Source organism: Bradyrhizobium sp. UFLA03-84 (assembly GCF_002289535.1).
Classification (GTDB): domain Bacteria; phylum Pseudomonadota; class Alphaproteobacteria; order Rhizobiales; family Xanthobacteraceae; genus Bradyrhizobium; species Bradyrhizobium viridifuturi.
Genome location: NZ_NSJY01000003.1, coordinates 116,476 through 138,364, shown reverse-complemented (window position 1 = coordinate 138,364; position 21,889 = coordinate 116,476). Strand labels below are relative to the sequence as shown.

At 65.4% G+C, this 21,889-nt stretch carries 22 protein-coding genes; 9 read left to right on the top strand and 13 right to left on the bottom strand.

Annotated features, from left to right (window positions below):
* Positions 1-11 precede the first annotated feature (11 nt).
* Together CK489_RS00745 and rpsU are read right to left on the bottom strand one after the other, a co-directional pair.
* Positions 12-668, bottom strand: a complete 657-nt coding sequence (locus CK489_RS00745; RefSeq protein ID WP_050626028.1) for a tetratricopeptide repeat protein — start codon at positions 666-668, stop codon at positions 12-14.
* Positions 669-781: 113 nt separating this feature from the next.
* A complete protein-coding gene (gene rpsU, locus CK489_RS00740; protein WP_021078544.1) occupies positions 782-1,078 on the bottom strand; it encodes a 30S ribosomal protein S21 in 297 nt (98 codons plus the stop codon).
* 264 nt (positions 1,079-1,342) lie between these two features.
* On the opposite strand from rpsU, the gene aqpZ reads away from it, so the two are divergent.
* A complete protein-coding gene (aqpZ, locus tag CK489_RS00735) occupies positions 1,343-2,065 on the top strand; it encodes an aquaporin Z (protein WP_050626027.1) in 723 nt (240 codons plus the stop codon).
* Between the two features lie 78 nt (positions 2,066-2,143).
* On the opposite strand, the gene CK489_RS00730 is transcribed toward aqpZ, so the two are convergent.
* Together CK489_RS00730 and purE are read right to left on the bottom strand one after the other, a co-directional pair.
* Positions 2,144-3,250 carry a 5-(carboxyamino)imidazole ribonucleotide synthase gene (locus CK489_RS00730; protein ID WP_050626026.1) on the bottom strand — a complete coding sequence of 369 codons (1,107 nt, stop codon included), beginning with the start codon at positions 3,248-3,250 and terminating at the stop codon, positions 2,144-2,146.
* On the bottom strand, positions 3,247-3,735 hold the full coding sequence (purE, locus tag CK489_RS00725; RefSeq protein WP_095730942.1) for a 5-(carboxyamino)imidazole ribonucleotide mutase: 489 nt from the start codon (positions 3,733-3,735) through the stop codon (positions 3,247-3,249). The genes CK489_RS00730 and purE overlap by 4 nt, the downstream gene beginning before the upstream one ends.
* Positions 3,736-3,880: 145 nt before the next feature.
* Between purE and CK489_RS00720 the strand changes: the two genes are divergently transcribed.
* On the top strand, positions 3,881-4,597 hold the full coding sequence (locus tag CK489_RS00720) for a GGDEF domain-containing protein (protein WP_050626024.1): 717 nt from the start codon (positions 3,881-3,883) through the stop codon (positions 4,595-4,597).
* 121 nt (positions 4,598-4,718) lie between these two features.
* Here CK489_RS00720 and CK489_RS00715 read toward each other — a convergent pair whose 3' ends face one another.
* From CK489_RS00715 to CK489_RS00705, 3 genes are all read right to left on the bottom strand, one after another.
* Positions 4,719-4,970 carry a hypothetical protein gene (locus tag CK489_RS00715; RefSeq protein ID WP_050626023.1) on the bottom strand — a complete coding sequence of 84 codons (252 nt, stop codon included), beginning with the start codon at positions 4,968-4,970 and terminating at the stop codon, positions 4,719-4,721.
* A gap of 18 nt (positions 4,971-4,988) precedes the next feature.
* Positions 4,989-5,210, bottom strand: coding sequence for a hypothetical protein (locus tag CK489_RS00710; protein ID WP_095730941.1), 222 nt, complete (start codon positions 5,208-5,210; stop codon positions 4,989-4,991).
* 186 nt (positions 5,211-5,396) lie between these two features.
* Entirely contained in the window at positions 5,397-5,603 is a 207-nt protein-coding gene (locus CK489_RS00705; RefSeq protein WP_024583705.1) for a YdcH family protein, read from the bottom strand.
* 240 nt (positions 5,604-5,843) lie between these two features.
* On the opposite strand from CK489_RS00705, the gene CK489_RS00700 reads away from it, so the two are divergent.
* On the top strand, positions 5,844-6,029 hold the full coding sequence (locus CK489_RS00700) for a YdcH family protein (RefSeq protein WP_050422666.1): 186 nt from the start codon (positions 5,844-5,846) through the stop codon (positions 6,027-6,029).
* 92 nt (positions 6,030-6,121) lie between these two features.
* Here the strand turns inward: CK489_RS00700 and CK489_RS00695 are convergent, their stop codons facing one another.
* Positions 6,122-7,282, bottom strand: coding sequence for an NAD(P)/FAD-dependent oxidoreductase (locus tag CK489_RS00695; RefSeq protein WP_143278060.1), 1,161 nt, complete (start codon positions 7,280-7,282; stop codon positions 6,122-6,124).
* Between the two features lie 214 nt (positions 7,283-7,496).
* Here CK489_RS00695 and CK489_RS00690 point away from each other — a divergent pair, with 214 nt between their 5' ends.
* The 3 genes from CK489_RS00690 to CK489_RS00680 all read left to right on the top strand — a co-directional run bounded on the left by CK489_RS00690 (position 7,497) and on the right by CK489_RS00680 (position 13,687).
* Positions 7,497-10,184, top strand: coding sequence for a sensor domain-containing protein (locus CK489_RS00690; protein WP_095730940.1), 2,688 nt, complete (start codon positions 7,497-7,499; stop codon positions 10,182-10,184).
* 349 nt (positions 10,185-10,533) lie between these two features.
* Complete coding sequence (locus CK489_RS00685) at positions 10,534-12,057, top strand: ABC-F family ATP-binding cassette domain-containing protein (RefSeq protein WP_198960795.1); 1,524 nt, start codon at positions 10,534-10,536, stop codon at positions 12,055-12,057.
* A gap of 163 nt (positions 12,058-12,220) precedes the next feature.
* Positions 12,221-13,687 carry a glycerol-3-phosphate dehydrogenase gene (locus CK489_RS00680; protein WP_095730938.1) on the top strand — a complete coding sequence of 489 codons (1,467 nt, stop codon included), beginning with the start codon at positions 12,221-12,223 and terminating at the stop codon, positions 13,685-13,687.
* Positions 13,688-13,694: 7 nt separating this feature from the next.
* Here the strand turns inward: CK489_RS00680 and CK489_RS00675 are convergent, their stop codons facing one another.
* The 3 genes from CK489_RS00675 to CK489_RS00665 form a co-directional block, all read right to left on the bottom strand.
* The gene (locus CK489_RS00675; protein WP_095731173.1) at positions 13,695-14,924 is read right to left on the bottom strand and encodes a tetratricopeptide repeat protein; all 1,230 of its coding nucleotides are present in this window, start codon (positions 14,922-14,924) and stop codon (positions 13,695-13,697) included.
* A gap of 293 nt (positions 14,925-15,217) precedes the next feature.
* A complete protein-coding gene (locus tag CK489_RS00670; RefSeq protein WP_095730937.1) occupies positions 15,218-16,189 on the bottom strand; it encodes an MBL fold metallo-hydrolase in 972 nt (323 codons plus the stop codon).
* Between the two features lie 54 nt (positions 16,190-16,243).
* On the bottom strand, positions 16,244-16,687 hold the full coding sequence (locus CK489_RS00665; protein WP_198960794.1) for a nuclear transport factor 2 family protein: 444 nt from the start codon (positions 16,685-16,687) through the stop codon (positions 16,244-16,246).
* Between the two features lie 435 nt (positions 16,688-17,122).
* Between CK489_RS00665 and CK489_RS00660 the strand changes: the two genes are divergently transcribed.
* The 3 genes from CK489_RS00660 to CK489_RS00650 are packed head-to-tail and all read left to right on the top strand — an operon-like array spanning position 17,123 to position 19,949.
* Positions 17,123-18,223, top strand: coding sequence for an ABC transporter ATP-binding protein (locus CK489_RS00660; RefSeq protein ID WP_245350229.1), 1,101 nt, complete (start codon positions 17,123-17,125; stop codon positions 18,221-18,223).
* On the top strand, positions 18,220-19,134 hold the full coding sequence (locus CK489_RS00655) for an ABC transporter permease (RefSeq protein WP_095730934.1): 915 nt from the start codon (positions 18,220-18,222) through the stop codon (positions 19,132-19,134). The genes CK489_RS00660 and CK489_RS00655 overlap by 4 nt, the downstream gene beginning before the upstream one ends.
* Positions 19,134-19,949 (top strand): ABC transporter permease, encoded by an 816-nt coding sequence (locus CK489_RS00650; protein ID WP_095730933.1) that lies wholly within the window; start codon positions 19,134-19,136, stop codon positions 19,947-19,949. The genes CK489_RS00655 and CK489_RS00650 overlap by 1 nt, the downstream gene beginning before the upstream one ends.
* A 67-nt stretch (positions 19,950-20,016) precedes the next feature.
* On the opposite strand, the gene CK489_RS00645 is transcribed toward CK489_RS00650, so the two are convergent.
* Together CK489_RS00645 and CK489_RS00640 are read right to left on the bottom strand one after the other, a co-directional pair.
* Entirely contained in the window at positions 20,017-20,868 is an 852-nt protein-coding gene (locus CK489_RS00645; protein WP_050626015.1) for a carbohydrate ABC transporter permease, read from the bottom strand.
* Complete coding sequence (locus CK489_RS00640; RefSeq protein ID WP_050422655.1) at positions 20,865-21,734, bottom strand: carbohydrate ABC transporter permease; 870 nt, start codon at positions 21,732-21,734, stop codon at positions 20,865-20,867. The genes CK489_RS00645 and CK489_RS00640 overlap by 4 nt, the downstream gene beginning before the upstream one ends.
* Between the last annotated feature and the right edge of the window lie 155 nt (positions 21,735-21,889).

Genomic DNA, 21,889 nt, shown 5'->3' with positions numbered 1-21,889 from the left:
AGCCTGAGCGACTATCCGCCGGTGCGCGCCAGCCCGCTGCGCGCATTGCCGTCATTCGGCCGCAGCGCCAGCACGCGATTGTAGGACGCCGCCGCCTTGGCCTTGTCGCCGAGCCGCTCGTAGGCCTGGCCCCGGGCGCTCCACGCCGCAACATTGTTGGGATCGGCCTGCACCGCCTCATCGAGGTCGGTGGCAGCCTGCTTGGCCTTGTCGAGCGCGAGGTAGCTGGTGGCGCGGCCGACCAGCGGCTCGGCCTTCTGCGGCGACAGCCCGCTCGCCGCCGTGAAATCGTCGATCGCCTGCTGATGTTGCCCGCGGCCCTGATAGATCAGGCCACGGCCGTACAGCGCCTGGATGTTGTAGGGGTCGGAGGTCAGCGCCTGCTCGAACTCCGCCTGCGCCTCGTCGACCTTGCCGGAATGCGCCAGCACCTGGCCGCGCGTGGCGTGATCCCTGGCGCTGTTGATGTCCTGTGGGGTGATGGTGTCGGCAGCCGGCTTGTCGGCGGTGGCGGCCGGTTTCGGCTTGTCGTCCGAACCCCATGACCCGAGGTCGAAGGAGCAGCCCGCAAGCGGCAGGCCGAGAATCACTGCGATGATGAGTTGCGCCGCGGGGCGGCGTCGCGTTGGTGCCGGAAGGAGGAGGCGGGGTGCCGGAGCATCCGTCATGCAAAATGCTCTTGCCGGTAATCTTGCATGGGTGCCCCGGAACGCGGCCTGCTTCAAAACGACAACGCGGGCCCGTGGCCCGCGCTGTTAGACTTCCAGATCGGCAAAACGGTTCAGCGGGGGCCGCGACCAGCGCCAGCACCACCGGGACGGCCGCCGCGGTCGCCACCGGGACCAGCGCCGAACACCGGCTTCGGCTTCATCGGCAGCAGGCCTTCACGCTGCAGCTTCTTGCGCGCCAGCTTGCGAGCGCGGCGCACGGCTTCAGCCTTTTCGCGAGCCTTCTTCTCAGAGGGCTTTTCGTAGTGACCGCGGAGCTTCATCTCGCGGAAAATGCCCTCGCGCTGCATCTTCTTCTTCAGCGCCTTCAGGGCTTGGTCGACATTGTTATCGCGGACGAGAACCTGCACGCGGCATCCTCTTTTGAATTGATCGGTTCGGAATTCTGGCGAGGTAAAGGGGCGGCAAAAGGCCTGCCTCTTAACCCTAGGCGCGCGCATGTATCAGACAAACGCGCAGATGTCCACCGGTCGAGTGACTTTCGGGCCTAGTAAAGCCACGAAATGGGGCGAAAATGCCATCGTGCGGCCCTGATTTGGGTGATTTGGCGCCCGGTTGAGGGCCGCTCCCGGCGTTTTGGATAACCCGGGCATTGGAAATAGGGGAGATGGCACATGGATATGAAGAAGTATGCAGCCGAGCTGATCGGTACGTTCTGGCTCACATTCGCGGGTTGCGGCAGCGCGGTCATCGCGGCCGGCTTTCCGCAGGTCGGAATCGGCCTGGTCGGCGTATCATTGGCGTTCGGGCTCAGCGTGGTGACCATGGCCTACGCGATCGGCCATATCTCGGGCTGCCACCTCAACCCAGCGGTGACGGTCGGGCTCGCTGCGGGCGGGCGTTTCCCTGGCGGCCAGGTGCTGCCCTACATCATTGCGCAGGTCGTGGGCGCGATCGTCGCGGCCTGGCTGCTCTATGTGATCGCGAGCGGCGCGCCCGGCTTCGATGTCAGCAAGGGCTTCGCCTCCAACGGCTATGACGCGCATTCACCGGGCCAGTACAGCATGGTGGTGTGCTTCATCATGGAGGTCGTGATGACCATGATGTTCCTGTTCGTCATCATGGGATCGACCCACGGCAAGGCGCCGGCCGGCTTCGCGCCGCTCGCCATCGGCCTCGCGCTGGTGATGATCCATCTCGTCAGCATTCCCGTCACCAACACTTCGGTGAACCCGGCGCGCAGCACCGGGCCGGCGCTGTTCGTCGGCGGCTGGGCGCTGGCGCAGCTCTGGATGTTCTGGGTCGCGCCCTTGATCGGCGGTGCGCTCGGCGGCGTGATCTATCGCTGGCTCAGCGACGAGCCGACCGGCGTCGTCGCCGGCGTCAAGACTGCGTGATCTGCGAGCGGGATCGTGGCTGCCACGATCCCGACGACGCTAGAGCGCAGTGAAGATCTCATCGCGCTCTAGCAGAGTTCACGGCTTGCGCGGCGGCGTCACTTCGGTGACGTGCCCCATCTTGCGGCCGGGACGCGGCGTGCCCTTGCCGTACAGATGGACGGTGGCGCCGGGGACGGTGAGCCACTGCTCGTAGCTCAGGATGTCGTCGCCGATCAGGTTGGTCATGGTGACCTCGCCATGGCGCACCGGCTTGCCCAGCGGCCAGCCGGCGATCGCGCGGATGTGCTGCTCGAACTGCGAGATCGAGGCGCCGTCGAGCGTCCAGTGACCGGAATTGTGCACGCGCGGTGCGATCTCGTTGACCAGCACCGTCGCCGCCTTGCCGTTGCCGGGCACCACGAACAATTCCACCGCGAGCACGCCGACATAGTCGAGCGCCGACGCGATCCTTTCCGCGATCGCGCGCGCCTGCGCGGCAAGCTCCGCGGGAATCGCGGCCGGCGCGCGGGATATCTTCAAAATGTGGTCGCGATGCTCGTTCTCGGTGACGTCGAAGCACTCGACCTCGCCGGACGCGGAGCGGGCTGCGATCACCGAGATCTCGCGCTCGAACGGCACGAAGGCCTCGAGGATCGCCGACTTGGTGCCGAGATCGTCCCAGACCTGCTCGAGGTCATCGCCGGCGCGGATGATGGCCTGACCCTTGCCGTCATAGCCGAAGCGGCGGGTCTTGATCACGGCAGGCAGCCCGATCCGCTCGATCGCGCTGCGCAGCGTGGCGACCGAGGAGACGTCGGCATAATCGGCCGTGCCGATGCCGAGCTTGCTGATGAAATCCTTCTCGATCAGCCGGTCCTGCGTGGTCTCGAGGATCTTGTACGCCGGCAGCACCGGGCGGCGCGCGGCGAGCACCATCGCGGTCGCGGCCGGGACGTTCTCGAATTCATAGGTGACGACGTCGACGTCGTTGGCGAACAGTTCGAGCGCCTCGACGTCGGCATATTCCGCGCAGGTCGCGTGCTGCACCACGTCGAACGCCGGCGAATCCGGATCCGGCGAGAACACCTGGCAGCGCAGCCCGAGGCGCGCTGCGGACATCGCCAGCATTCGGCCCAATTGTCCGCCGCCGAGGATTCCAATGGTGTCGCCCGGCTTCAGCTTCACGAGGTTTGAAGCCGTCACGCCGAGCCCTCCGGATTTTCGTTGACCGCATCGGTCTGCTGCTTGCGCCAGGCCGCAAGGCGAGCCGACAAAGCAGGATCGTTGAGCGCGAGCACGCTCGCCGCGAGCAGCGCGGCATTGATCGCGCCGGCCTTGCCGATGGCCAGCGTCCCGACCGGGATGCCGGCCGGCATCTGCACGATCGAGTACAGCGAATCGACGCCGGACAGCGCCTTCGACTCGACGGGAACTCCGAACACCGGAAGCTCCGTCAACGCGGCCGTCATGCCCGGCAGATGCGCGGCGCCGCCGGCGCCGGCAATGATCACCTTGTGCCCCGCAGCCTTGGCGCCCTTGGCAAAGGCATAGAGGCGATCCGGGGTGCGGTGCGCCGAAACGATGCGCGTTTCGCAGGCAACACCCAGTGCGGCCAGGGTCTCGGCGGCATGGCGCATGGTTTCCCAGTCGGACTGGCTTCCCATGATGATGGCGATCGGAGCGGTCATCTCTTCAATTCTGTGCAGGAATCCAAAAGCATAGGCCGATTATAGGGACGGCCCGGTTCTCATCCAAGGCGTGGCAAGGGAGTCAGAATGGACTATCCTGTCTTGGTGAATCCCGGCAAGCCTTCATAAGCAGGCCTCAACAAGGATGCGCATGAAGAAAAAGACGACGGCGGCCGCCTCAGGGGCCGCAAAACGACGGAAAGGCGCGCCCGCCGCGCGCAAACCGGGGCCGGGCAGAACTGGAACCAAGGGGACTGGCGAAAAAGCGGTTGGAACCGAAGCGCCCACGCGGGGCGCGGTCGCATCCGGCGACAAATCCACCATCCGCAGATTGCGGGCGCAACTGGCGCGGGCCCAGGCCCGGATCGAGGAGCTGCAGGCCTCGGCCGAGACCGACTTCCTGCTCGACATCTTCAATCGCCGCGGCTTCGAGCGCGAGCTCGCCCGATCGCTCTCCTTCATCAAGCGCTATCAGGCCTCCGGCGCGCTGATCGTGCTCGACGTCGACCGCCTCAAGCCGATCAACGATGCCTTCGGGCACGCGGCCGGCGACGAGGTGCTGAAGAGGATCGTTGCCGCGATATCCGACCAGGTGCGCGCCTCCGACGTGGTCGGTCGTCTCGGTGGCGACGAGTTCGCGGTGCTGCTGTGGAATCTCAGCGAAACCGATGCCCACGCCAAGGCAGCTGCGCTGGAAGATGCGATCGACCGCCTGACCTTCGTGTTCCGCGACAGCCAGGTCTCCGCAGGCGCCTCCGCAGGCGTTGCGATCCTCACCGCACATTCGGATCTCGATCGTGTTCTCGATGAGGCCGACCGCGCGATGTATGTGCGCAAGGCGCAGCGGCGCCACGAATCCTAGCGGGTAATCCTAGCGGTAATCCCAGGGGTTTTCCGTTCCGATCAATCGCCACGGCCTGGATTTCCTGACGCGTTTTCTTCACGCGAACCGGCCGCCGCTTCGCGCGAAAACGCCCTGGGATCTACAGCGCGCTGAGATCCTCGGGCACATTGCCGTAGGCCCGCAGCAGCTTGGCATCGCCGAATTCGCCGATCGCCGGATCGCCGGATCGGCTGAACGCGACGGCGCCGATGCTGCCGGGCATCCGCGACATCGTCTCCGCGCGGCGCAGCGCGATCGCCGAGCTCTGGCACTCCTCGGCGTTGCCGGCGACCGGCGTGCCGTCGTCGTCCTGCATGAAGGGCAGCGCCACGTAGTAGGTCACGTCAGCCATTGCTGTGCTCCTCGATGGTCAGGCGGCATTGCTCGCCACGTCGCTCGCCGACTGGGTCCGCGCCGGCACGCAGCCGGCGGTGATCGCGGCCTGCAATTCCTCGAGCTCGGCTTCCAGATATTCGTTGGCCATGATCAGCGCCTTGATGGTGCTGCGCAGGTTGCCGTCGCACATCGCGATCGCCTGATCGCAGGCCTTCTCGTAGTGGGTGTGCTCGGGCAGGGACGGCGGTGCGGACATGGCGAAACTCCCTCTGATGGCTTGCGGCTGGGCCGGCATGTTCTTATTTTGTTCTTTTGGAGTCAAGCGCCGAAAGCCTTGTGCGGGTTCGTTGCCGCGAACGTGAAGCCAGCGAGGCGCTGTGGATGACGGGGAAAACCTGCTGCCGGGCCTGAACCAGCCGGCCGCCGAAGCGAAGGGGCGCACTCAGGCGATGATGTCGGGCGTGATCTGATCTTCTATGAAGGCGATGCGGTCGCGCAGTTGCAGCTTCCGCTTCTTCAAGCGCTGCAACATCAGGAGATCCGGCGCTGGCGACTGATGCAACGCGTCGATCGCGGCATCGAGGTCGCGGTGCTCTTGTTGCAGACGCGCAAGCTCGGCGAGGAGTTCGCGCTCATCCTGATCGTTCATGGTTGTGTATTAACTGGTAAGCACGACGAGGTTGTCGCGGCCGAAGCAGCCGCTTACCGGAATATCCTCCCTGCGCGCGCGCCGCGCAAGCTGAACCGGTTCCATAGTCACGATTGGTTACAGATAAACCGAAATGCGTGTCTGCGGCATTTCGCGTCCCCTATCGACAGTGCCGCCCACTTGTGTACACTTGGGAGTCCGGATCGAACCTGAGGTTTAACGCACCGAGGAGAGTTCGCAATGGCAATCCAGGCCCATCTCGTTGAGCTGGAGCGTAAACACAAAATACTCGAGAACGAACTGCACGAAGCGCTCGTTCACCCCTCTGTAGACGACCTGCACATTTGCGAGCTGAAGCGCCGCAAGCTGATGGTCAAGGATCAAATCGAGCGGTTGCGACTTTCCGCCGACGACACGGTCCACTAAGCCAAGTCCCCGCAAATCAGCGAATAATCTGGCCTTTCACCGAGGGATCAACGCCCGACCGCGTTTCCCTCGGGAGGCTTCGCTGCGTTTGCTCAGAGTTCCGCGAGCGCGCCGACATGGTCGGCCAGCGCGAGCGATGACGTCAACCCGGGCGATTCAATCCCAAACAGGTTGATCAGACCGGCGACGCCGTGTTCGGCTGGCCCCTGGATCAGGAAATCCTGCGTCGCCACCGCCGGCGGCACGATCTTGGGCCGGATTCCCGAATAGCTCGGCATCAGCGCGCCATCCGGCAGGGTCGGCCAGTACTTCCGGATCGCCGGATAGAACCGTTGCGCCCGATCAGGATCGACGGCGTAATCGATGCGATCGATCCACTCGACGTCGGGGCCGAACCTCGCCTGTCCAGCCATGTCGAGCGTCAGGTGCACGCCGAGCCCGCCGGGCTCCGGCACCGGATAGATCAGGTGTGAGAACGGCGCCTTGGCGCTGCAGCTGAAGTAGTTGCCCTTGGCCAAATAGGCGGTTGGAATCAACGCGATGGGCATGCCCTCGACGCTGCGCGCGACCGCCGTCGCACCGAGGCCGGCAGCATTGACCAGAAGATCGCAGGCCAGCGTCATGGGCGCCGCGCCGCCGGCTTCGATCTCGAACCCGTTGGCCGTCGCCCTGGCGTGGAGCAGCGGCGTATGGAAAGCGAACGCCGCCCCGGCCGCCTCGGCGTCGCCGAGCAACGCCAGCATGTAAGCATGGCTGTCGATAATCCCGGTCGAGGGCGACAGCAGCGCCGCATCGCAGTTCAGCGCCGGTTCCAGCGCCCGCGCCGCCTCGCCGGACAACAGCTGCATGTCGTCGACGCCGTTGGCCGCGGCATGGGCCCGGATCGACTGCAGTTTCTCGGTCTCCGCCGGTGTGGTGGCGACGATCAGCTTGCCGCAATTCTTGTGCGGGATGCCGTGCTCGGCGCAGTAGCGGTACAGCGCCCGCTTGCCGCTGACGCACATCCGCGCCATCAGGCTGCCGGCCTTGTAGTAGATGCCGGCGTGGATCACCTCGCTGTTTCGCGACGAGGTCACCGTGCCGATCCCTTCGGCCTCCTCGATCACAATCACCTCGCGGCCGGCCTGTGCCAGCCGGCGCGCCACGGCGAGGCCGATCACCCCCGCGCCGACGATCACGCAATCAACCCTGTCCATCTTGTCCTTCAGGTCCGAACATTTCCGCGCAGCCACGCCTTCCGTTGCCGCCAACATCGTTCTGCCGATCCGATCGCATTCGGCAAGTGCTTATTAGACAAGTGCTTGGGCCATCTCAATTAGTTGGGGAGCCATGCCCTGTTAGTGGAGCATTAATCATGTCAGGGCAATTGCCGTATATTAAGTGGCATATTCCAGTTGCATCCGTACGCGTTTACCCGATCCAAACCGCCGGAGCCGGACACTCGCCCCGGAAATCCGCGGGTGATTAATGGCTGGCAGGAAGTGGCAGGCGGGCGGGAAGAATTCGATTCCGGCAAGGGCCCTCCTTTGCCTGATCGCCGCCGTCGTGCCGTTCAGCGTAGCCCGGGCCGCCACCGCCGCCTTCGCGCCGTCGACCTATCTGGGTGACCTCGATCCGGGTGTGGTCTGGGAGCTCCTGATCGGCAGCGTGGTGGTCGCATCCTTCCTCGGTGCGATCGGGCTCTGGGTGCTCTCGGCCCTGCGCAAGGCCAAGCGCGCGCAACTGCGACGCAACGCCTTCGTGTCGTCGGCGCTCAACCATCTGAACCAGGGCGTGGTGATGACCGATGCGCAGGAGCGCATCGTGTTCTGCAACGACCGCTATCTCGACATCTACGGCCTGTCGCGCGCCGACATCCGGCGCCACATGACCGGCACCGAGCTGCTGGAGCTGCGCCGCGACCGCGGCGTGCTCGACGTCAGCGCCGCGGATTTCTTCGCCAGGGCCGCAGCGCCCGAAGGGCTGGTCACCGAACTGCCCGGCGGCAGGTCGGTGCTGGTGAGATATTTTCCGCTGCCGAACGGCGGCTCGGTGGCGACCCATCTCGATTGTACCGACCAGCGCCAGCTGTCGCGCAAGCTGGCCTCGACCACGCAGTTCCTCGAATCCGTGCTCGACAACGTCCCGGTCTGCGTCGCGGCCAAGAACATCGAGGACGGCCGCTACATCTTCGCCAACCGCGCGTTCGAGCGCTTCTCGCGGTTCTCGCGCGATCACATCGTCGGCAAGCGCGCCGACGAGATCTTCCGCCCCGAGACCGCGCTCAGCATCGATGCTGCCGACCGCGCGGCGCTGGATGCGCCGGAGGGCTATCACCGCAGCGAGTTCTTCGTCGAACGCGGTGCGGAGAAGCGCATCCTGGCGTCGAACCGGGTGATCGCCCGCAATGAGGCCGGCGAGCCGGAATTCCTGATCGCGCTGTTCGAGGACGTCACCGACCGCCGCTCGCTGTCGCGCGAGCTCGAGAACAACAAGAAATTCCTCGAGCTCGTGGTCGACAACATCCCGGTCTCGCTGATCGTGCAGCGGGTCAGCGACGGCCGCTATCTGCTGGCCAACCGCAGCGCCGAGACGATCCTCAACCGCCGCCGCGAGGATGCCGCCGGCCTCACCGCGTCCGACATCTTCAACGCGCGCGAAGCCAAGCTGATCGTCGCCCGCGACGAGGCCGCGATCAGGAAGCGCAGCATGATCGCCGAGGAGCATCCGATCTCGACCAAGGACGGCCTGCGGCTGTTCCTGACCCGCCGCATGACCGTGCTCGACGATGCCGGCGAGCCGCAATATCTGATCAAGACCCATGAGGACGTCACCGACCGGCGCCAGACCGAGTCACGGATGGCGCACATGGCCTATCACGACGGCCTGACCGATCTGCCGAACCGCGCCGCCTTCCTGCAGGCGCTGACCCAGATGATCGAGGCCTGCGACGGCACCGACGAGGAATTCGCCGTGCTCTGCGTCGACCTCGACGGGCTGAAGGAGATCAACGACGTCTACGGCCATGCGATGGGCGACAAGGTGCTGATCGAGGTCGCGCAGCGCTTGCAGAACGTGGCGCGCGGCGGCGTGGTCGCGCGGCTGTCCGGCGACGAATTCGGCCTCATCATCGACGGCCAGCAGCCCGTCGCGGGCATCGCGCTGGCGGAGCAGGCCGCCGAGGCGCTCGGGCAGGATTTCCTGATCGACGGCAAGTCGGTGCGAACCGGGCTCACCGCTGGGATCGCCGTGTTCCCGCACAATGGGTCCGACGCGGCTTCGCTGCTGGCCAATTCGGGCGCGGCGCTGTTTCGCGCCAAGGCGAAGTCGCGCGGCACGATCTCGATCTTCGAGCCCGAGATGGACCAGCAGATCCGCGATCGCCGCGTGCTGCATCAGGAACTGTCGGTCGCGATCAAGAACGGCGAATTGTCGCTCTACTACCAGCCGCAGGCGGCTGCGGGCCCGAGCGTCGCGGGCAGCCAGATCATCGGCTTCGAGGCGCTGGCGCGCTGGCACCATCCGGTGCGCGGCTTCGTGCCGCCCAGCGACTTCATCCCGCTCGCGGAAGAAAGCGGCCTGATCGTCGAGATGGGCGAATGGATCCTGCGCGAAGCCTGCCGCGAGGCGGCCTCCTGGGCGGTGCCGATGCAGGTCGCCGTCAACCTATCGCCGGCGCAGTTCACCCATGGCGACCTCGTCGGCCTCGTCCATTCGATCCTGCTCGAGACCGGGCTGACGCCCGACCGCCTCGAGCTCGAAATCACCGAGGGCGTGCTGATCGAGGATTTCGACCGCGGCCTGTCGCTGCTGCGGCGGCTGAAGGCGCTCGGCGTGCGCATCTCGATGGACGATTTCGGCAGCGGCTATTCCTCGCTGAGCTACCTGCAGGCGTTTCCGTTCGACAAGATCAAGATCGACCGCGCCTTCGTCATCAATCTCGGCCGCAATCCGCAATCGGCCGCGATCGTGCGCGCGGTGATCGATCTCGGCCACGGCCTTGAAATGTCGATCGTCGCCGAAGGCGTCGAGACCGAGGCGCAGCTCGGCTTCCTTTCGGAAGAGGGCTGCGACGCGGTGCAGGGCTATTTGATCGGTCGGCCGGCCCCGATCGGTCAATTTGCCGCGCTGGTCGGCGGCGACCGGTTGGCCGAAACCGTGCGCAAAGCCGGGTAAACCGGCCTGAACCGTCAGGTCGGTCCCGCCGGCTGCGCTTGCCATCGGTTGCGCGTCCGGCTAAATCTCGGCGCACCACAACTTTTTGGCCGAGAAAGGAGGGCTGCGTCGTGGCGAGATCTAGCGATCCCCACCTCAAGCGTGGCCCCGTCAACGCCCTGCAAATGCGTTTGCAGGGCTGACCGGAAACTCGTCTAAAATCTCTTCCTGGTCTGCCCTTCGTGGCCGTGCGGCATCGAACGTTTGAGCGTTCGCGCCCGCACTCGAATCCCTCGCCGCGCTTCGACACGCACATCCGATGGCTGGATGCCCGGATGTCGTGATCGCCGGCAAGACCAGAGAATTGACCGTGTCCCTCATCAATGTACGCAATCTCGGCGTGACGCTGAACGCGCCGCTGTTTTCCGAACTGAATTTCGTCGTCAATGCCGGCGACCGGATCGGCCTCATAGCCGCCAACGGCCGCGGTAAATCCACGCTGCTGCGCTGTATCGCCGGCGCGATGGAGGCCAATGAGGGCGACATCACCCGCGCGCGCGGCCTGACCGTCGGCCATGTCGAGCAGGATGCGCCGCCAAGTCTGCTCGACACGGCGTTTCATGCCGCCGTCCTCGACGCGCTGCCCGCCGAGCAACGCGCCAGCGAGGGCTGGCGGGTCGACGTCGCCCTGCAATCGCTCGAGGTGCCCGAGGAGCTGTGGGTGCGGCCGCTCAAGCAATTGAGCGGCGGCTGGCTGCGGCTTGCGCTGCTCGCCCGCGTGCTGGTCACCGAGCCCGACGTGCTGCTGCTCGACGAGCCGACCAACCATCTCGATCTTGCCAAGATCGGCCGGCTCGAGGCCTGGCTGAATGCGTTGCCGCGCGAGATGCCGGTGGTGATCGCAAGCCACGATCGCGCCTTCCTCGATGCCGTCACCAACCGGACGCTGTTCCTGCGCCCGGAGCGCTCGCAGCTGTTCGCATTGCCCTACACCGCGGCGCGCGCGGCGGTCGACGAGTTCGATGCCTCCGACGAGCGGCGCTATCAGCGCGACATGAAGGCGGTCCGGCAGCTTCGGCAGCAGGCCGCGAAGCTCAACAATCTCGGCATCAATTCCGGCAGCGACCTCTTGCTGTCGAAGACCACGCAGTTGAAGCAGCGCGCCGAGAGGCTGGAGGAGACGGCGAAGCCTGCGCATATGGAGCGATCCGCCGGAACGATCCGGCTCGCCAATCGCGACACCCATGCCAAGGTCCTGGTCAGGCTGAACAATGCCGTGATCGCCACCCCGGACGGCCGGCCGCTGTTCAGGACCGGCCAGCAGTTCATCTGCAAGGGCGACCGGATTGCACTGCTCGGGCCGAACGGCGTGGGCAAGACCCGGTTCGTCGCCGCGCTGCGGCTGGCAATCGAGACCCCCGAGGCGGCGGCCGCCGAGATCCGGGCCACCGAGTCCCTGGTGCTCGGCTATTGCGACCAGGCGCTGGCCGATCTCAGGGATGGCGACACGCCGATGCGCATGCTGACGCGGCGCTTCGAGGTCGGCGATCAGCGCGCCCGCGGCCTGCTCGCCGGCGCCGGTCTTTCGATCGAGATGCAGGGCCGTCCGATCGGACGGCTGTCGGGCGGGCAGAAGGCCCGTCTCGGCATGCTGGTGCTGCGGCTGACCCAGCCGAATTTCTACCTGCTCGACGAGCCGACCAACCACCTCGACATCGAGGGCCAGGAAACCCTGGAGGAGGAACTGATGGAGCAGCAGGCCAGCTGCCTGTTGGTGTCGCACGACCGTCAGTTCGTGCGGACGGTGGCCAACCGGTTCTGGGTGATCGAAGGCAAGAAGCTGATCGAGGTCGATGGACCTGAACACTTCTTCGCCTCCGCTGGAGCGGGCTAAAGCGTTTTCGAGCGAAGTGGGTACCGGTTCGCGTGAAGAAAACGCGCCGAACTGGAATCCAGCGTCGCGTTCCGATTTCATCGGAACGCGCGCTCGACACGCCTGACGCATTTTTTCTGCGAGCACGTATTTCGTTCGCATTGAAATGCGATAGGCGTCGTGCATGGCGGACTATGACGTCGCGATCATCGGCGGTGGCCTGAACGGCACGAGCGTGGCTCGTGATGCGGCCGGCCGCGGCCTGCGCGTGATCCTGCTGGAGCAGGGCGATCTCGGCTCCGGCGCGTCGCAGGCCTCGCCGCGGCTGGTGCACGGCGACCTGGCCGGCCTGGAACGGCGCGAGTTCTTCCGCGTTCGCAGGGCGCTCAGGGAACGTGACGTCTGGCTGCGCATTGCGCCGCATCTGGTGCGGCCGGCGCGCTTCGTGATCCCGGCGCATGCCGACGAGCGGCCGCCGTGGCAGCTGCGGTCGTTGCTGCTGCTCTACGAGCGGCTGGCCTCGCGCAGCGGCCTGCCGCGCTCTGCGACGCTCGACGTCACCCATCATCCGGTCGGCAATGCACTGAAGCGGCCGTTCGGCACCGCGTTCGAATATTCCGACTGCGTCGTCGACGATTCCCGGCTGGTCGTGCTCACCGCGGTCGACGCCGCCGCACGCGGCGCCGAGATCCGCACCGGCGCGCGGGTGACCCGGGCCGAGCGCGGCGAGACCTGGCGGCTGGTCGCGATCGACCGCGGTTACCGGCGGGTGATCACGGCGCGATCGCTGGTCAACGCGACCGGCGCGTGGACCGCCTCCGTCGGCGATACCGTGTTGCGCGTGCCGGCGCCGCCGCTTGTGACCGTCCAGATCAGCCAGATCGTGGTGCGCCGCCTGTTCGATTGCGACAACGTCTATGTGTTCCAGAACGCCGACGGGCAGCTGATTTTCGCCAGTCCCTATGAGCGCGACTTCACCCTGATTGGCAGCGTCAGCCATGGCTTCAAGGGTGATGCGGCCATCGTCGCGATGGGCGTGCGGGAAGTGGCCTATCTCTGCGACGCAGCCAATCGCTATTTTCGCGAGCAGATCACCCCGGCCGATGTGCTGCGGACGATCTCCGGCGCCAATTCCGTCATCGCACCCGTGCGCCGGCACAGAAGCGATGGCGCTGCGTCGCTCGATTTCGGGCGCGGCAAGGCGCCGCTGCTCACGATCTTCGGTGGCGACGTGACTACCGCGCGGTGGCGTGCCGAGCGGGCAGTGTCGGAGTTCACGCGGTTCTATCCGATGACGCCGCGCTGGACCGCAACCGCGCCATTGCCGGGCGGCGAATTCGCCTGGCAGCGCTTCGAGACCGAGGTCGATATCGCGCGCGACCGCTGGCGCTTCCTCAGCGAGGCGCAGGCGCGGCGGCTGGTGGCCGCCTATGGGCGGAACGTCAAGGACATTCTGGGAGAGGCCCGGGAGAAGGTCGATCTTGGTCCCGCTTTTGGTGCTGAACTGACCGGCGCCGAGGTGCGTTACCTCATGCGCAAGGAATGGGCGCGCTTTCCCGACGATGTGCTGTGGCGCCGCTCGAAGCTCGGGTTGGCCATGCCGCAAGCCGACCGCGATGCGCTCGCGGCGTTCATGGCGAAGCCGGATTGAGGGTCGGCTATTGCCGCGCCGCCTCCTGCGACCAGGCGAGGTCGCGCTTGGATGGGCGGCGATGCAGTCGGTCTGCGATCAGGTTCGTTGCCTGCCGGCCCTGGCCGGCGCGCAGGCATGCGACGATGAAGGTGTCCTCCCACAATTCGCGTTGGGCATGGCTGCCGCCGATCCGCACCAGCTCGGGCATCAGCGGCGCCAGGATGCGCACGGCGTCGTCATGGTCACCCGCCGCGAAGGCGGCAATGCCGCGGCCGAGCCCGATCGCAGCAGGGCCGGGCGCCAGTTTGCCGTCGGCATCGCGTGCCGCCATCTCGGCGAGCCGCGCCTTGAGCGCATCGTTGTTGGTCGTGGCTGCGACCAAGGCGTGATGCACATCGGCGAAATGCGCGCCGGCTTTCGGGAAATAGCCGTCGCCATAGGCGGCGACGTCCTTCCAGTGCGCTTCGAGGTCGGTCTTGCCGGCGACCATGAGCCGCCACAGCAGCGAAGCCGTGTCGGTGTAGATATTGAGCGGCGGGTAGGGCCGGCCCGCCGGCTTGATGTGCTGCTCGTAGATGGCGAGCGCGCCGTCGGCGTCGCCTTCCTCGATCGCGATCAGGGCGAGGTGCCAGGCGAGATGTCCCTGCAGGAAGCTGGTGCGATCGTTCGCCGGCAGCCAGGCGGAGAGAAAGCTACGGCCTTCCGCCGCGTCGCCCTGCTCGAACAGCGCATGCGCCAGCGCGTGCGCGGCGCCGGCGTTTTCCGGCTTCAGCGCATAGCCCCGCTCGGTAATGGCGCGACCCGAGACGAGGTCGCCGGCCTCGGTCTTCGACCAGCCGAGATAGGTCAGGAACCACCAGTCGTCGCCATAGTCGCTGGCGTAGCGTTCGGAGATCGCGAGCCGTGCTGCGTCATGGTCGGACCGGCCGGAGAAGGCGTAGAGGCCGAAGGCCCCGAGCAACAGCGAGAGTATCTGCGCATCGCGCGGATATTCGGAAAGATGCTGTTCGGCCGCGGTCATCGCCTTCTTGCCCTGGCCCTCGATCACCGATGCGATGATCTCGATGTGCTGACGCTCGCGCGGGGTCGCGGCCGCCGCGAGCTGCCGCGCATCGCCGGCCTTGGCGCGGGCCGCGGCGCCTTCCATGTTGAGCTGATGGACGCGGGCGCGGCCGAGGTGGGCCAGCGCGAAATCCGGGTCCTCGGCGATCGCCGCCTCGAACGCCGCATCGGCGCCGTGCAATGCCGCCAGCATCCGATCGACGCCGTCGACATAATAGGCGGCGGCACGGTCCGAATCGGTGGTCAGCGGCAGGCCGTAGCGGTCGCAAATCATCGGTTGTCCTCCCGAGTTCGACTGCGAAGTCTAGGGCATGTACTCATAAAGGCAACGAGCCCCTTCTACGTCTGCTTAGTCCGTAACAGCATCGCAAGAGCAGACGTCGCCGGAGGTCCGAGTTGGGCCAAGAGCTGACTCAGATGCCAACCGATTCTCCGCTACGAGCAGCAGTCGTGTTCCAATTGCCAACAGATAGAGTCGCGGGAATATTACCCCTCGGCTACGAATACGTACCTGCTGCCATCCCTGGCCAGCGTGCCGACGTTCGGCATCAACCAGTGAGTCCCCGAAATGGTGAGCTTGTCGGCGACTGCGCGATCGAAGATCTTCCTTCGCGTTTCGACAGCCATTTGCGGATCCTGGTCGATAGCGAGCTGCCACTCGGGATTTGTTGAAATGTGTGGCGCAAGATTGACCACGTCAGCGCTGATCAGGAACTGCTCGCCGCCGGAGGTGACCAGATGCGCGACCATTCCCGGGCTATGGCCGGGTGCCTGAACGGCGTGCACACCGGGCAGGAGTTCTGGTTCTCCCTCAAAGGTCCTGACGTTTTTCCAGGTCGCCACCGTGGTCCGAATTCGTTGGGCTAGGCCTTTGCGCGTCGGTCCGAGATCGATCGATTCGACCCCCGGGCGCGTCCACCATTTCAATTCCGCGGCGGGCACCACGATGTCGGCATCCGGAAAGACCTGCGCATCGCTCTCATTGTTCATGAGGCCATAAATGTGGTCGCCGTGGAGATGGGAGATGAGAATCGTCTTGACTGCCTTGGGGTCAAGGCCCGCGGCCGCCATGCTCTCGAATAACCGGCCGTTCCCCTCACCATAAATCGGATGACCGCCCGTACCCGAGTCGATGAGGACCACTTGATCGCGCAGCTTGAGCGCCATGACGATAAACCGCAGAGGCGCCTGATTGTCGGGAAAACCGGCAGCACGCAACACGGTCTTGACCTGTTCGACACTGACATTCCTGACCATGCCCTCCCGCAGCGGAACGTCACGCATGCCATCGATCAGAGAGAAGATTTCAATGTCGCCGACCTTGTATTTGCGGAAAGGTTGAGTGACGGGCAGTTGAGCGTGAGCCGCGCCGACGAACGTGATCGGCTTGTCGAGTCCAAACGCGGCATAAGCACCGGCTGCGCCAAGTGTCACGTCCCGACGCGAGATATTGGACATCGTTCGGCACTCCCCGCTGACATTACCGCTGTGGACTTCGAAGAGTCGGTTCCTTCAAGTCGAGTCCGTCTTAGCTACCTGGGAATGCCACCAGATCCGAAAATGGCGGCACAAATCGTCCGGTCCGAGTTCGACGACCGCGATGCCTTCGAGCCTCAAGCGCGGTAGCGGGTCACCTGGCCGGCGGTTGATCATACCAGTTCCAGCGGACTTGGCCCACATCTCGAACATCTTTTCCGAGGTAACTTTGTATGTGACGCTCCATGTGGCAACGCCGCCATTGGCTGTCTCGGCGACGATTTTATAGTCGAGGCGAATGTCGTCCTGGAGCTTCACGCGGTCCCAGTACCTCGCAATCTCCAGGCGCCCAATCTGGGCATCAAACGGCGTGTTGTGATAGACGCCATCTGGGGCGAACAGTGCGCAGAGCAAGCTATCATCCCGCCCTTCCCAGGCTCGCTTGTATCCTTCCATAAATTTTCCGATCCGCGTATTCATTGAGCCCTCCACTGTAGCTGTTTTCGTCCTCGTTGGTCGGGGGAGAAGGTCAAACGGACATCTCGGAGTATGTCAGCGCGAGCATATCGGCGGAAGAGTCCAAGTTCGTTCTGCGGCGCGTTCGATGGGATGCCGCCCGAGCTGCAAGTGCTCAGGACCGCTCCGGGTCAAAAGCGGCAAGCTTCAGACTGAACAAATGTCTCCCGGTTTGTACCTCAAAGCCGATGCAAGGCGTTGAAGAGTACACGCCCTGGCAGGGGCGCGGACGCCGACAATATCGCGGGAGATGTCCGTGAGGCGGTTGAGCCGGTGGCGATCCGCCGCTAGCTTGCGGCCAGGATTGGACCTTGCGGGGAATCGGGGCTTCTTGACGTGACATCGGGCGAAGCGAGTGCGGAGGCGGCAAGGCCGTTGCCTGAACCGGCCGTCCCGGACATGCCGCTGCTGCGGATCGAGGGCGTCGCCAAGTCGTTCGGGAATTTCCGCGCGGTCGACAAGCTCTCGCTCGATATCCGCGCCGGTGAGTTCTTTGCGTTGCTCGGCCCGAGTGGTTGCGGCAAGACCACGCTGCTCCGGATGCTCGCCGGCTTCGAGACGCCGGACGAGGGCCGCATCCTGCTCGGCGGCAGCGACATCGCCCAGGTGCTGCCGCACGAGCGGCCCGTCAACATGATGTTCCAGAACTACGCGCTGTTTCCGCACCTGTCGGTGCGCGACAACATCGCATTCGGACTGAAGCGCGCCGGCATGGCGCGCAGGGATATCGCGACCCGCGTCGCGGAGATGGTGGCGCTGGTCAAGCTCGAGGGGCTCGAGAAGCGCAAGCCGGACCAGCTTTCCGGCGGACAGCGGCAGCGCGTGGCGCTGGCGCGCTCGCTGGCGCGCCGGCCGCAGGTGCTGCTGCTCGACGAGCCGCTCGCCGCACTCGACAAGAAGCTGCGCGAGAGCACGCAGGGCGAACTGATGGAGCTGCAGCGTCGGCTCGGCATGACCTTCATCATCGTCACCCACGACCAGGAGGAGGCGATGACGATGGCCGGGCGGATCGGCGTGATGGATGCCGGCCGCCTGGTCCAGGTCGCAACCCCGCGCAATCTCTACGAGGCGCCGGCCTCGCGCTGGATCGCCGAGTTCGTCGGCGACATCAATCTGTTCCACGGCCAGGTCGCCGCCCGCGCGAACGGCCGCCTGACGGTCGCGACCACGGAGGCCGGCACGCTCGCGGTGAGCGAACTGTGGCCGCCGGTGACCAAGGACGTCGTCAGCGTCGCGATCCGCCCCGAGAAGGTGAAGCTGTCGCGCCGCGCGCCTGCCACGGACGAGGGCGGCACGCATGCGATCAACCGGCTGGAGGGCGTCGTCACCGACGTCAACTATCTTGGCGGCGTGACGAGCTACCGGGTGAAGCTGGAGACCGGCGCGGTGCTGCGCGCGTCGATGGCCAATACCGCGCGGCTCGACGTCGATGCCTATCTCGCCGGCCAGCGGGTGGTGGCGTGGTTCACCGCCGACGACTGCCTGGTGCTGGAGCAATGAGCGCGCGCCGCATCTTCGCCCGGCCGGCGCGGCTTGCCGCGATCGCACCTTACCTTTGGATGGTGCTGTTCTTCCTGGTGCCGTTCGGCTTCGTGCTGAAAATCAGCCTGTCGCAGACCGCGATCGCTCAGCCGCCCTATACGCCGGTGTTCGATTTCGCCGCCGGCCGCGCGGCGCTGGCGGCTGCGTTCGCGCAGTTGTCGTTCGACAATTTCCGCCTGCTGCTTCAGGACAATCTCTACATCCTGTCCTATCTGCGCAGCCTCGTCGTCGCGGTGACCTCGACCTTGATCCTGCTTCTGATCGGCTACCCCATCGCCTATGGCATGGCGCGGCTGCCGCAACGCTGGCAGGGCGTGGCGATGATGCTGGTGATCGTGCCGTTCTGGACCTCGTTCCTGATCCGCATCTATGCCTGGATCAACATCCTGCAGCATGACGGCCTGCTCAACCAGATCCTGCTGGCGCTGCACATCGTGTCGGCGCCGGTGGTCTGGCTGTCGACCGACAGCGCGATGTATCTCGGCATCGTCTATTCCTATCTGCCGTTCATGATCCTGCCGCTCTACGCGACGCTGTCGAAGATGGATGCGTCGCTGCTGGAAGCCGCCGGCGATCTCGGCGCCTCGCCGCTGCAGGCGTTCTGGCTGGTGACGTTTCCGCTGTCGCTGCCCGGCGTCGGCGCCGGTGCGCTGCTTTGCTTCATCCCCATCGTCGGCGAGTTCGTGATCCCCGATCTGCTGGCCGGCTCCAACGCGCTGATGATCGGGCAGACGCTGTGGCTTGAGTTCTTCACCAACAAGGACTGGCCGGTGGCGTCCGCAGCCGCGGTTGCGCTGCTGCTCCTGCTGGTGCCGCCGCTCGTGCTCTACGACCGCCTGCAACGGCGTCAGCTTGAGGCAAACCGTTGATGGCGCGCACCGTCACCAGACTGACGCGCTTCAACATGACCTCGCTGGCGGCGGGGCTGGCTTTCCTCTATTTGCCGATCGTGATCCTGGTGATCTATTCCTTCAACGCCTCGCGGCTGGTGACGGTGTGGGGCGGTTGGTCGCTGCGCTGGTACCACGAGTTCTTCAACGACCGCGCCATGCTGGAGGCGGCGTGGATGAGCCTGTCGGTCGCTGCGGTGTCGGCGACGCTGGCGACCCTGCTGGGCGCGCTGGCGGCAGTCGGACTGGCGCGGGGCGAGCGGTTCCGCGGGCGGGCGCTGTTCTCCGGCATGCTGTATTCGCCGCTGGTCATGCCCGAGGTGATCTCCGGCCTGTCGCTGCTCCTGCTGTTCGTGGCGCTGAACGCCGAGCGCGGCTTCTGGACGGTGACGATCGCCCACACCACGCTGACGATGTGCTTCGTCACCGTCGTGGTGCAGTCGCGCCTGTCCGCGCTCGATCGCAGCCTGGAGGAGGCCGCGATGGATCTCGGCTGCGATCCGGTGCGCGCGTTCCTTTTGGTGACGCTGCCGCTGATCGTGCCGGCGATCGTGGCGGGGTGGATGCTCGCCTTCACGCTGTCGCTCGACGACGTCGTGATCGCGAGCTTCACCACCGGTCCCGGCTCGGCGACGCTGCCGATCCGGATCTATTCGGAAGTGCGGCTCGGCGTGAAGCCCGAGATCAACGCGATCTGCACGCTGGCGATCGCGCTGATCGCCGTCATCATCGTGGTGGCGTCTTTCGCCTCGAAGCTGTCGAACGCGCGCGGCGAGAGCGCCGCGCCGCTCTAGATTCTTGTTTGATGCGTTTTCTTCACGCGAACCGGTGTCCACTTCGCTCGAAAACGCTTTGGAGCCATCACGACTTGACGGCGCCGGCGGTCAGCCCGCCGACCATGTAGCGCTTGAAGGCGTAATAGACTGCGGCCGGCGGCAGCGCGTAGATGAAGCCGGTGGTCATCAACAGCTCCCACGGCGAATCGTCGGCGGCGAGGAAGTTGCCGAGCGCGACCGGCAGCGTGATGTCGGTGTCCTTTGACAGCAGCAGGAAGGCGTAGAGATATTCGTTCCAGGCGAGCAGGATCGCATAGGTGCCGACCGCGACCAGCGAGGGCATCATCAACGGCACGTAGACCAGGCGGAACAGCTGCAGCGTGGTGGCGCCGTCCATCGTCGCGGCCTCGTCGAGCTCGACCGGAAGCTTGTCGGAGGCCTGCTTCAGCACCCAGATCGCGTAGGGGGCGGCGATCGTCACCATCGCGAGAATCAGCGACCAGTGATTGTTCAAGAGGCCATAGGTGCCCATGGTGCGGTACATCGGCACGGCGAGGAACGCCGCCGGGATGAAGTAGGTGAACAGCGCCATGTTCATCACAGCGCGACCGCCCGGCACCCGCAGTCGCGAGATCGAGAACGCGGCGGCGGTGGCAACGAACAGCGTCAGCGCGCCGACGGCGAGCGCGATCACGGTCGAATTCCAGAACTGGATCCAGAAGTCGCGCAGGAAGTAATGCTGCTGGTGGAACACGATCGAGAAATTGTGGAACGTCGGATGCGTCGGCCACAGCTTGCCCGAGAACGCGTCCTCCTTCGGCGAGATCGCGAACACGAACATGTGGTAGATCGGAATCATGGTCCAGATGAAGACCGGGATGCCGATCAACAGCAGCTTGGCTTCGGTGCCGACTTCGCGGAGGGTGGGCAGCTTCATCGCGACAACCGTTTCATCATGAAATAGACCAGCGGCAGCACGAACGGCATCGCGCAGACGATCGAAGCCATCGCCAGCGACAGCTGGTCGAGCCTGAGATAGCGGATGCCCAGCGTCGAGAGCACGTGGGTGAGGTCGGCGGGTCCGCCGCCGGTGAGCAGATAGACGCTGTTGAAGTCGCCGAGCGTCCAGATCATCGAGAGCAGCGTGCAGGTGATGTAGAGCGTCTGCATCGACGGCCAGGTGATGTAGCGGAATTTCTGCCACCAATTGGCGCCGTCGACGTCGGAGGCCTCGTACAGGTCGTGCGAAATCGCGAGCCGCCCGGTCAGCAGGATCAGCGTCCAGAACGGCAGCGACTTCCAGATGTGGACGCCGATCGCCATCGCGAGCGCCACCGCCGGATCGTTCAGCCAGTTCGGGCCGTCGTCGCCGGTGAACTTGAAGATCAGCTGGTTGACCACGCCCCATTCGGGATTGAGCATGAAGCGCACCGACAGGATGGTCGGAATCGACGGCACCGCCCAGGGCAGGATGAAGATCACGGACAGCCACCTGATCCAGGGCCGCTGCTGGGCGAAGAAGCCGGACAGGAACAGCGCGATCAGCATCTTGATGTTGATGCCGATGACCAGGAAGATCAGCGTGTTGACCGCGGCGCGCGCGAAGATCGGGTCATTGTAGAGCGCGACATAGCTCGCTGGCTGGCGCGCCAGCCACAGGCCGTAGCCGACCGGATAGACCACGAAGGCGAGAAAGACGAGCAGGTAGGGCGCGAGCAGCACGATGCCCCAGACCTGCGGCGGCGACAGCCGCGCCGACAGTGGCGGCGAGGGGGCATCGGATGCGGAGAGTGTGATCGCCATTCGGTTACTCTTGGAAAGACATGCCGGTCGCTGCTACGTCGTCGTCCCGGCGAAAGCCGGGACCCATAACCACGGGTCCCGGATATTGCGCGAAAGCCGTCGACCAGCCTACTCCAAAACCGCTGCCGCGGCGTATGGGTCCCGGCTTTCGCCGG

What these genes read in the sequence shown, in the direction of transcription:
- CK489_RS00680 (WP_095730938.1), top strand. Translation starts at nt 12,221, where the DNA reads ATGGCGGACTATGACGTCGCGATCATCGGCGGTGGCCTGAACGGCACG.
- purE (WP_095730942.1), bottom strand. Translation starts at nt 3,735, where the DNA reads ATGACCGCTCCGATCGCCATCATCATGGGAAGCCAGTCCGACTGGGAA.
- CK489_RS00690 (WP_095730940.1), top strand. Translation starts at nt 7,497, where the DNA reads ATGGCTGGCAGGAAGTGGCAGGCGGGCGGGAAGAATTCGATTCCGGCA.
- aqpZ (WP_050626027.1), top strand. Translation starts at nt 1,343, where the DNA reads ATGGATATGAAGAAGTATGCAGCCGAGCTGATCGGTACGTTCTGGCTC.
- CK489_RS00660 (WP_245350229.1), top strand. Translation starts at nt 17,123, where the DNA reads ATGCCGCTGCTGCGGATCGAGGGCGTCGCCAAGTCGTTCGGGAATTTC.
- CK489_RS00645 (WP_050626015.1), bottom strand. Translation starts at nt 20,868, where the DNA reads ATGAAGCTGCCCACCCTCCGCGAAGTCGGCACCGAAGCCAAGCTGCTG.
- CK489_RS00695 (WP_143278060.1), bottom strand. Translation starts at nt 7,282, where the DNA reads ATGTTGGCGGCAACGGAAGGCGTGGCTGCGCGGAAATGTTCGGACCTG.
- CK489_RS00715 (WP_050626023.1), bottom strand. Translation starts at nt 4,970, where the DNA reads ATGGCTGACGTGACCTACTACGTGGCGCTGCCCTTCATGCAGGACGAC.
- CK489_RS00655 (WP_095730934.1), top strand. Translation starts at nt 18,220, where the DNA reads ATGAGCGCGCGCCGCATCTTCGCCCGGCCGGCGCGGCTTGCCGCGATC.
- CK489_RS00705 (WP_024583705.1), bottom strand. Translation starts at nt 5,603, where the DNA reads ATGAACGATCAGGATGAGCGCGAACTCCTCGCCGAGCTTGCGCGTCTG.
- CK489_RS00675 (WP_095731173.1), bottom strand. Translation starts at nt 14,924, where the DNA reads ATGCTGGCGGCATTGCACGGCGCCGATGCGGCGTTCGAGGCGGCGATC.
- CK489_RS00745 (WP_050626028.1), bottom strand. Translation starts at nt 668, where the DNA reads ATGACGGATGCTCCGGCACCCCGCCTCCTCCTTCCGGCACCAACGCGA.
- CK489_RS00650 (WP_095730933.1), top strand. Translation starts at nt 19,134, where the DNA reads ATGGCGCGCACCGTCACCAGACTGACGCGCTTCAACATGACCTCGCTG.
- CK489_RS00720 (WP_050626024.1), top strand. Translation starts at nt 3,881, where the DNA reads ATGCGCATGAAGAAAAAGACGACGGCGGCCGCCTCAGGGGCCGCAAAA.
- CK489_RS00700 (WP_050422666.1), top strand. Translation starts at nt 5,844, where the DNA reads ATGGCAATCCAGGCCCATCTCGTTGAGCTGGAGCGTAAACACAAAATA.
- CK489_RS00640 (WP_050422655.1), bottom strand. Translation starts at nt 21,734, where the DNA reads ATGGCGATCACACTCTCCGCATCCGATGCCCCCTCGCCGCCACTGTCG.
- CK489_RS00665 (WP_198960794.1), bottom strand. Translation starts at nt 16,687, where the DNA reads ATGAATACGCGGATCGGAAAATTTATGGAAGGATACAAGCGAGCCTGG.
- CK489_RS00710 (WP_095730941.1), bottom strand. Translation starts at nt 5,210, where the DNA reads ATGTCCGCACCGCCGTCCCTGCCCGAGCACACCCACTACGAGAAGGCC.
- CK489_RS00670 (WP_095730937.1), bottom strand. Translation starts at nt 16,189, where the DNA reads ATGTCCAATATCTCGCGTCGGGACGTGACACTTGGCGCAGCCGGTGCT.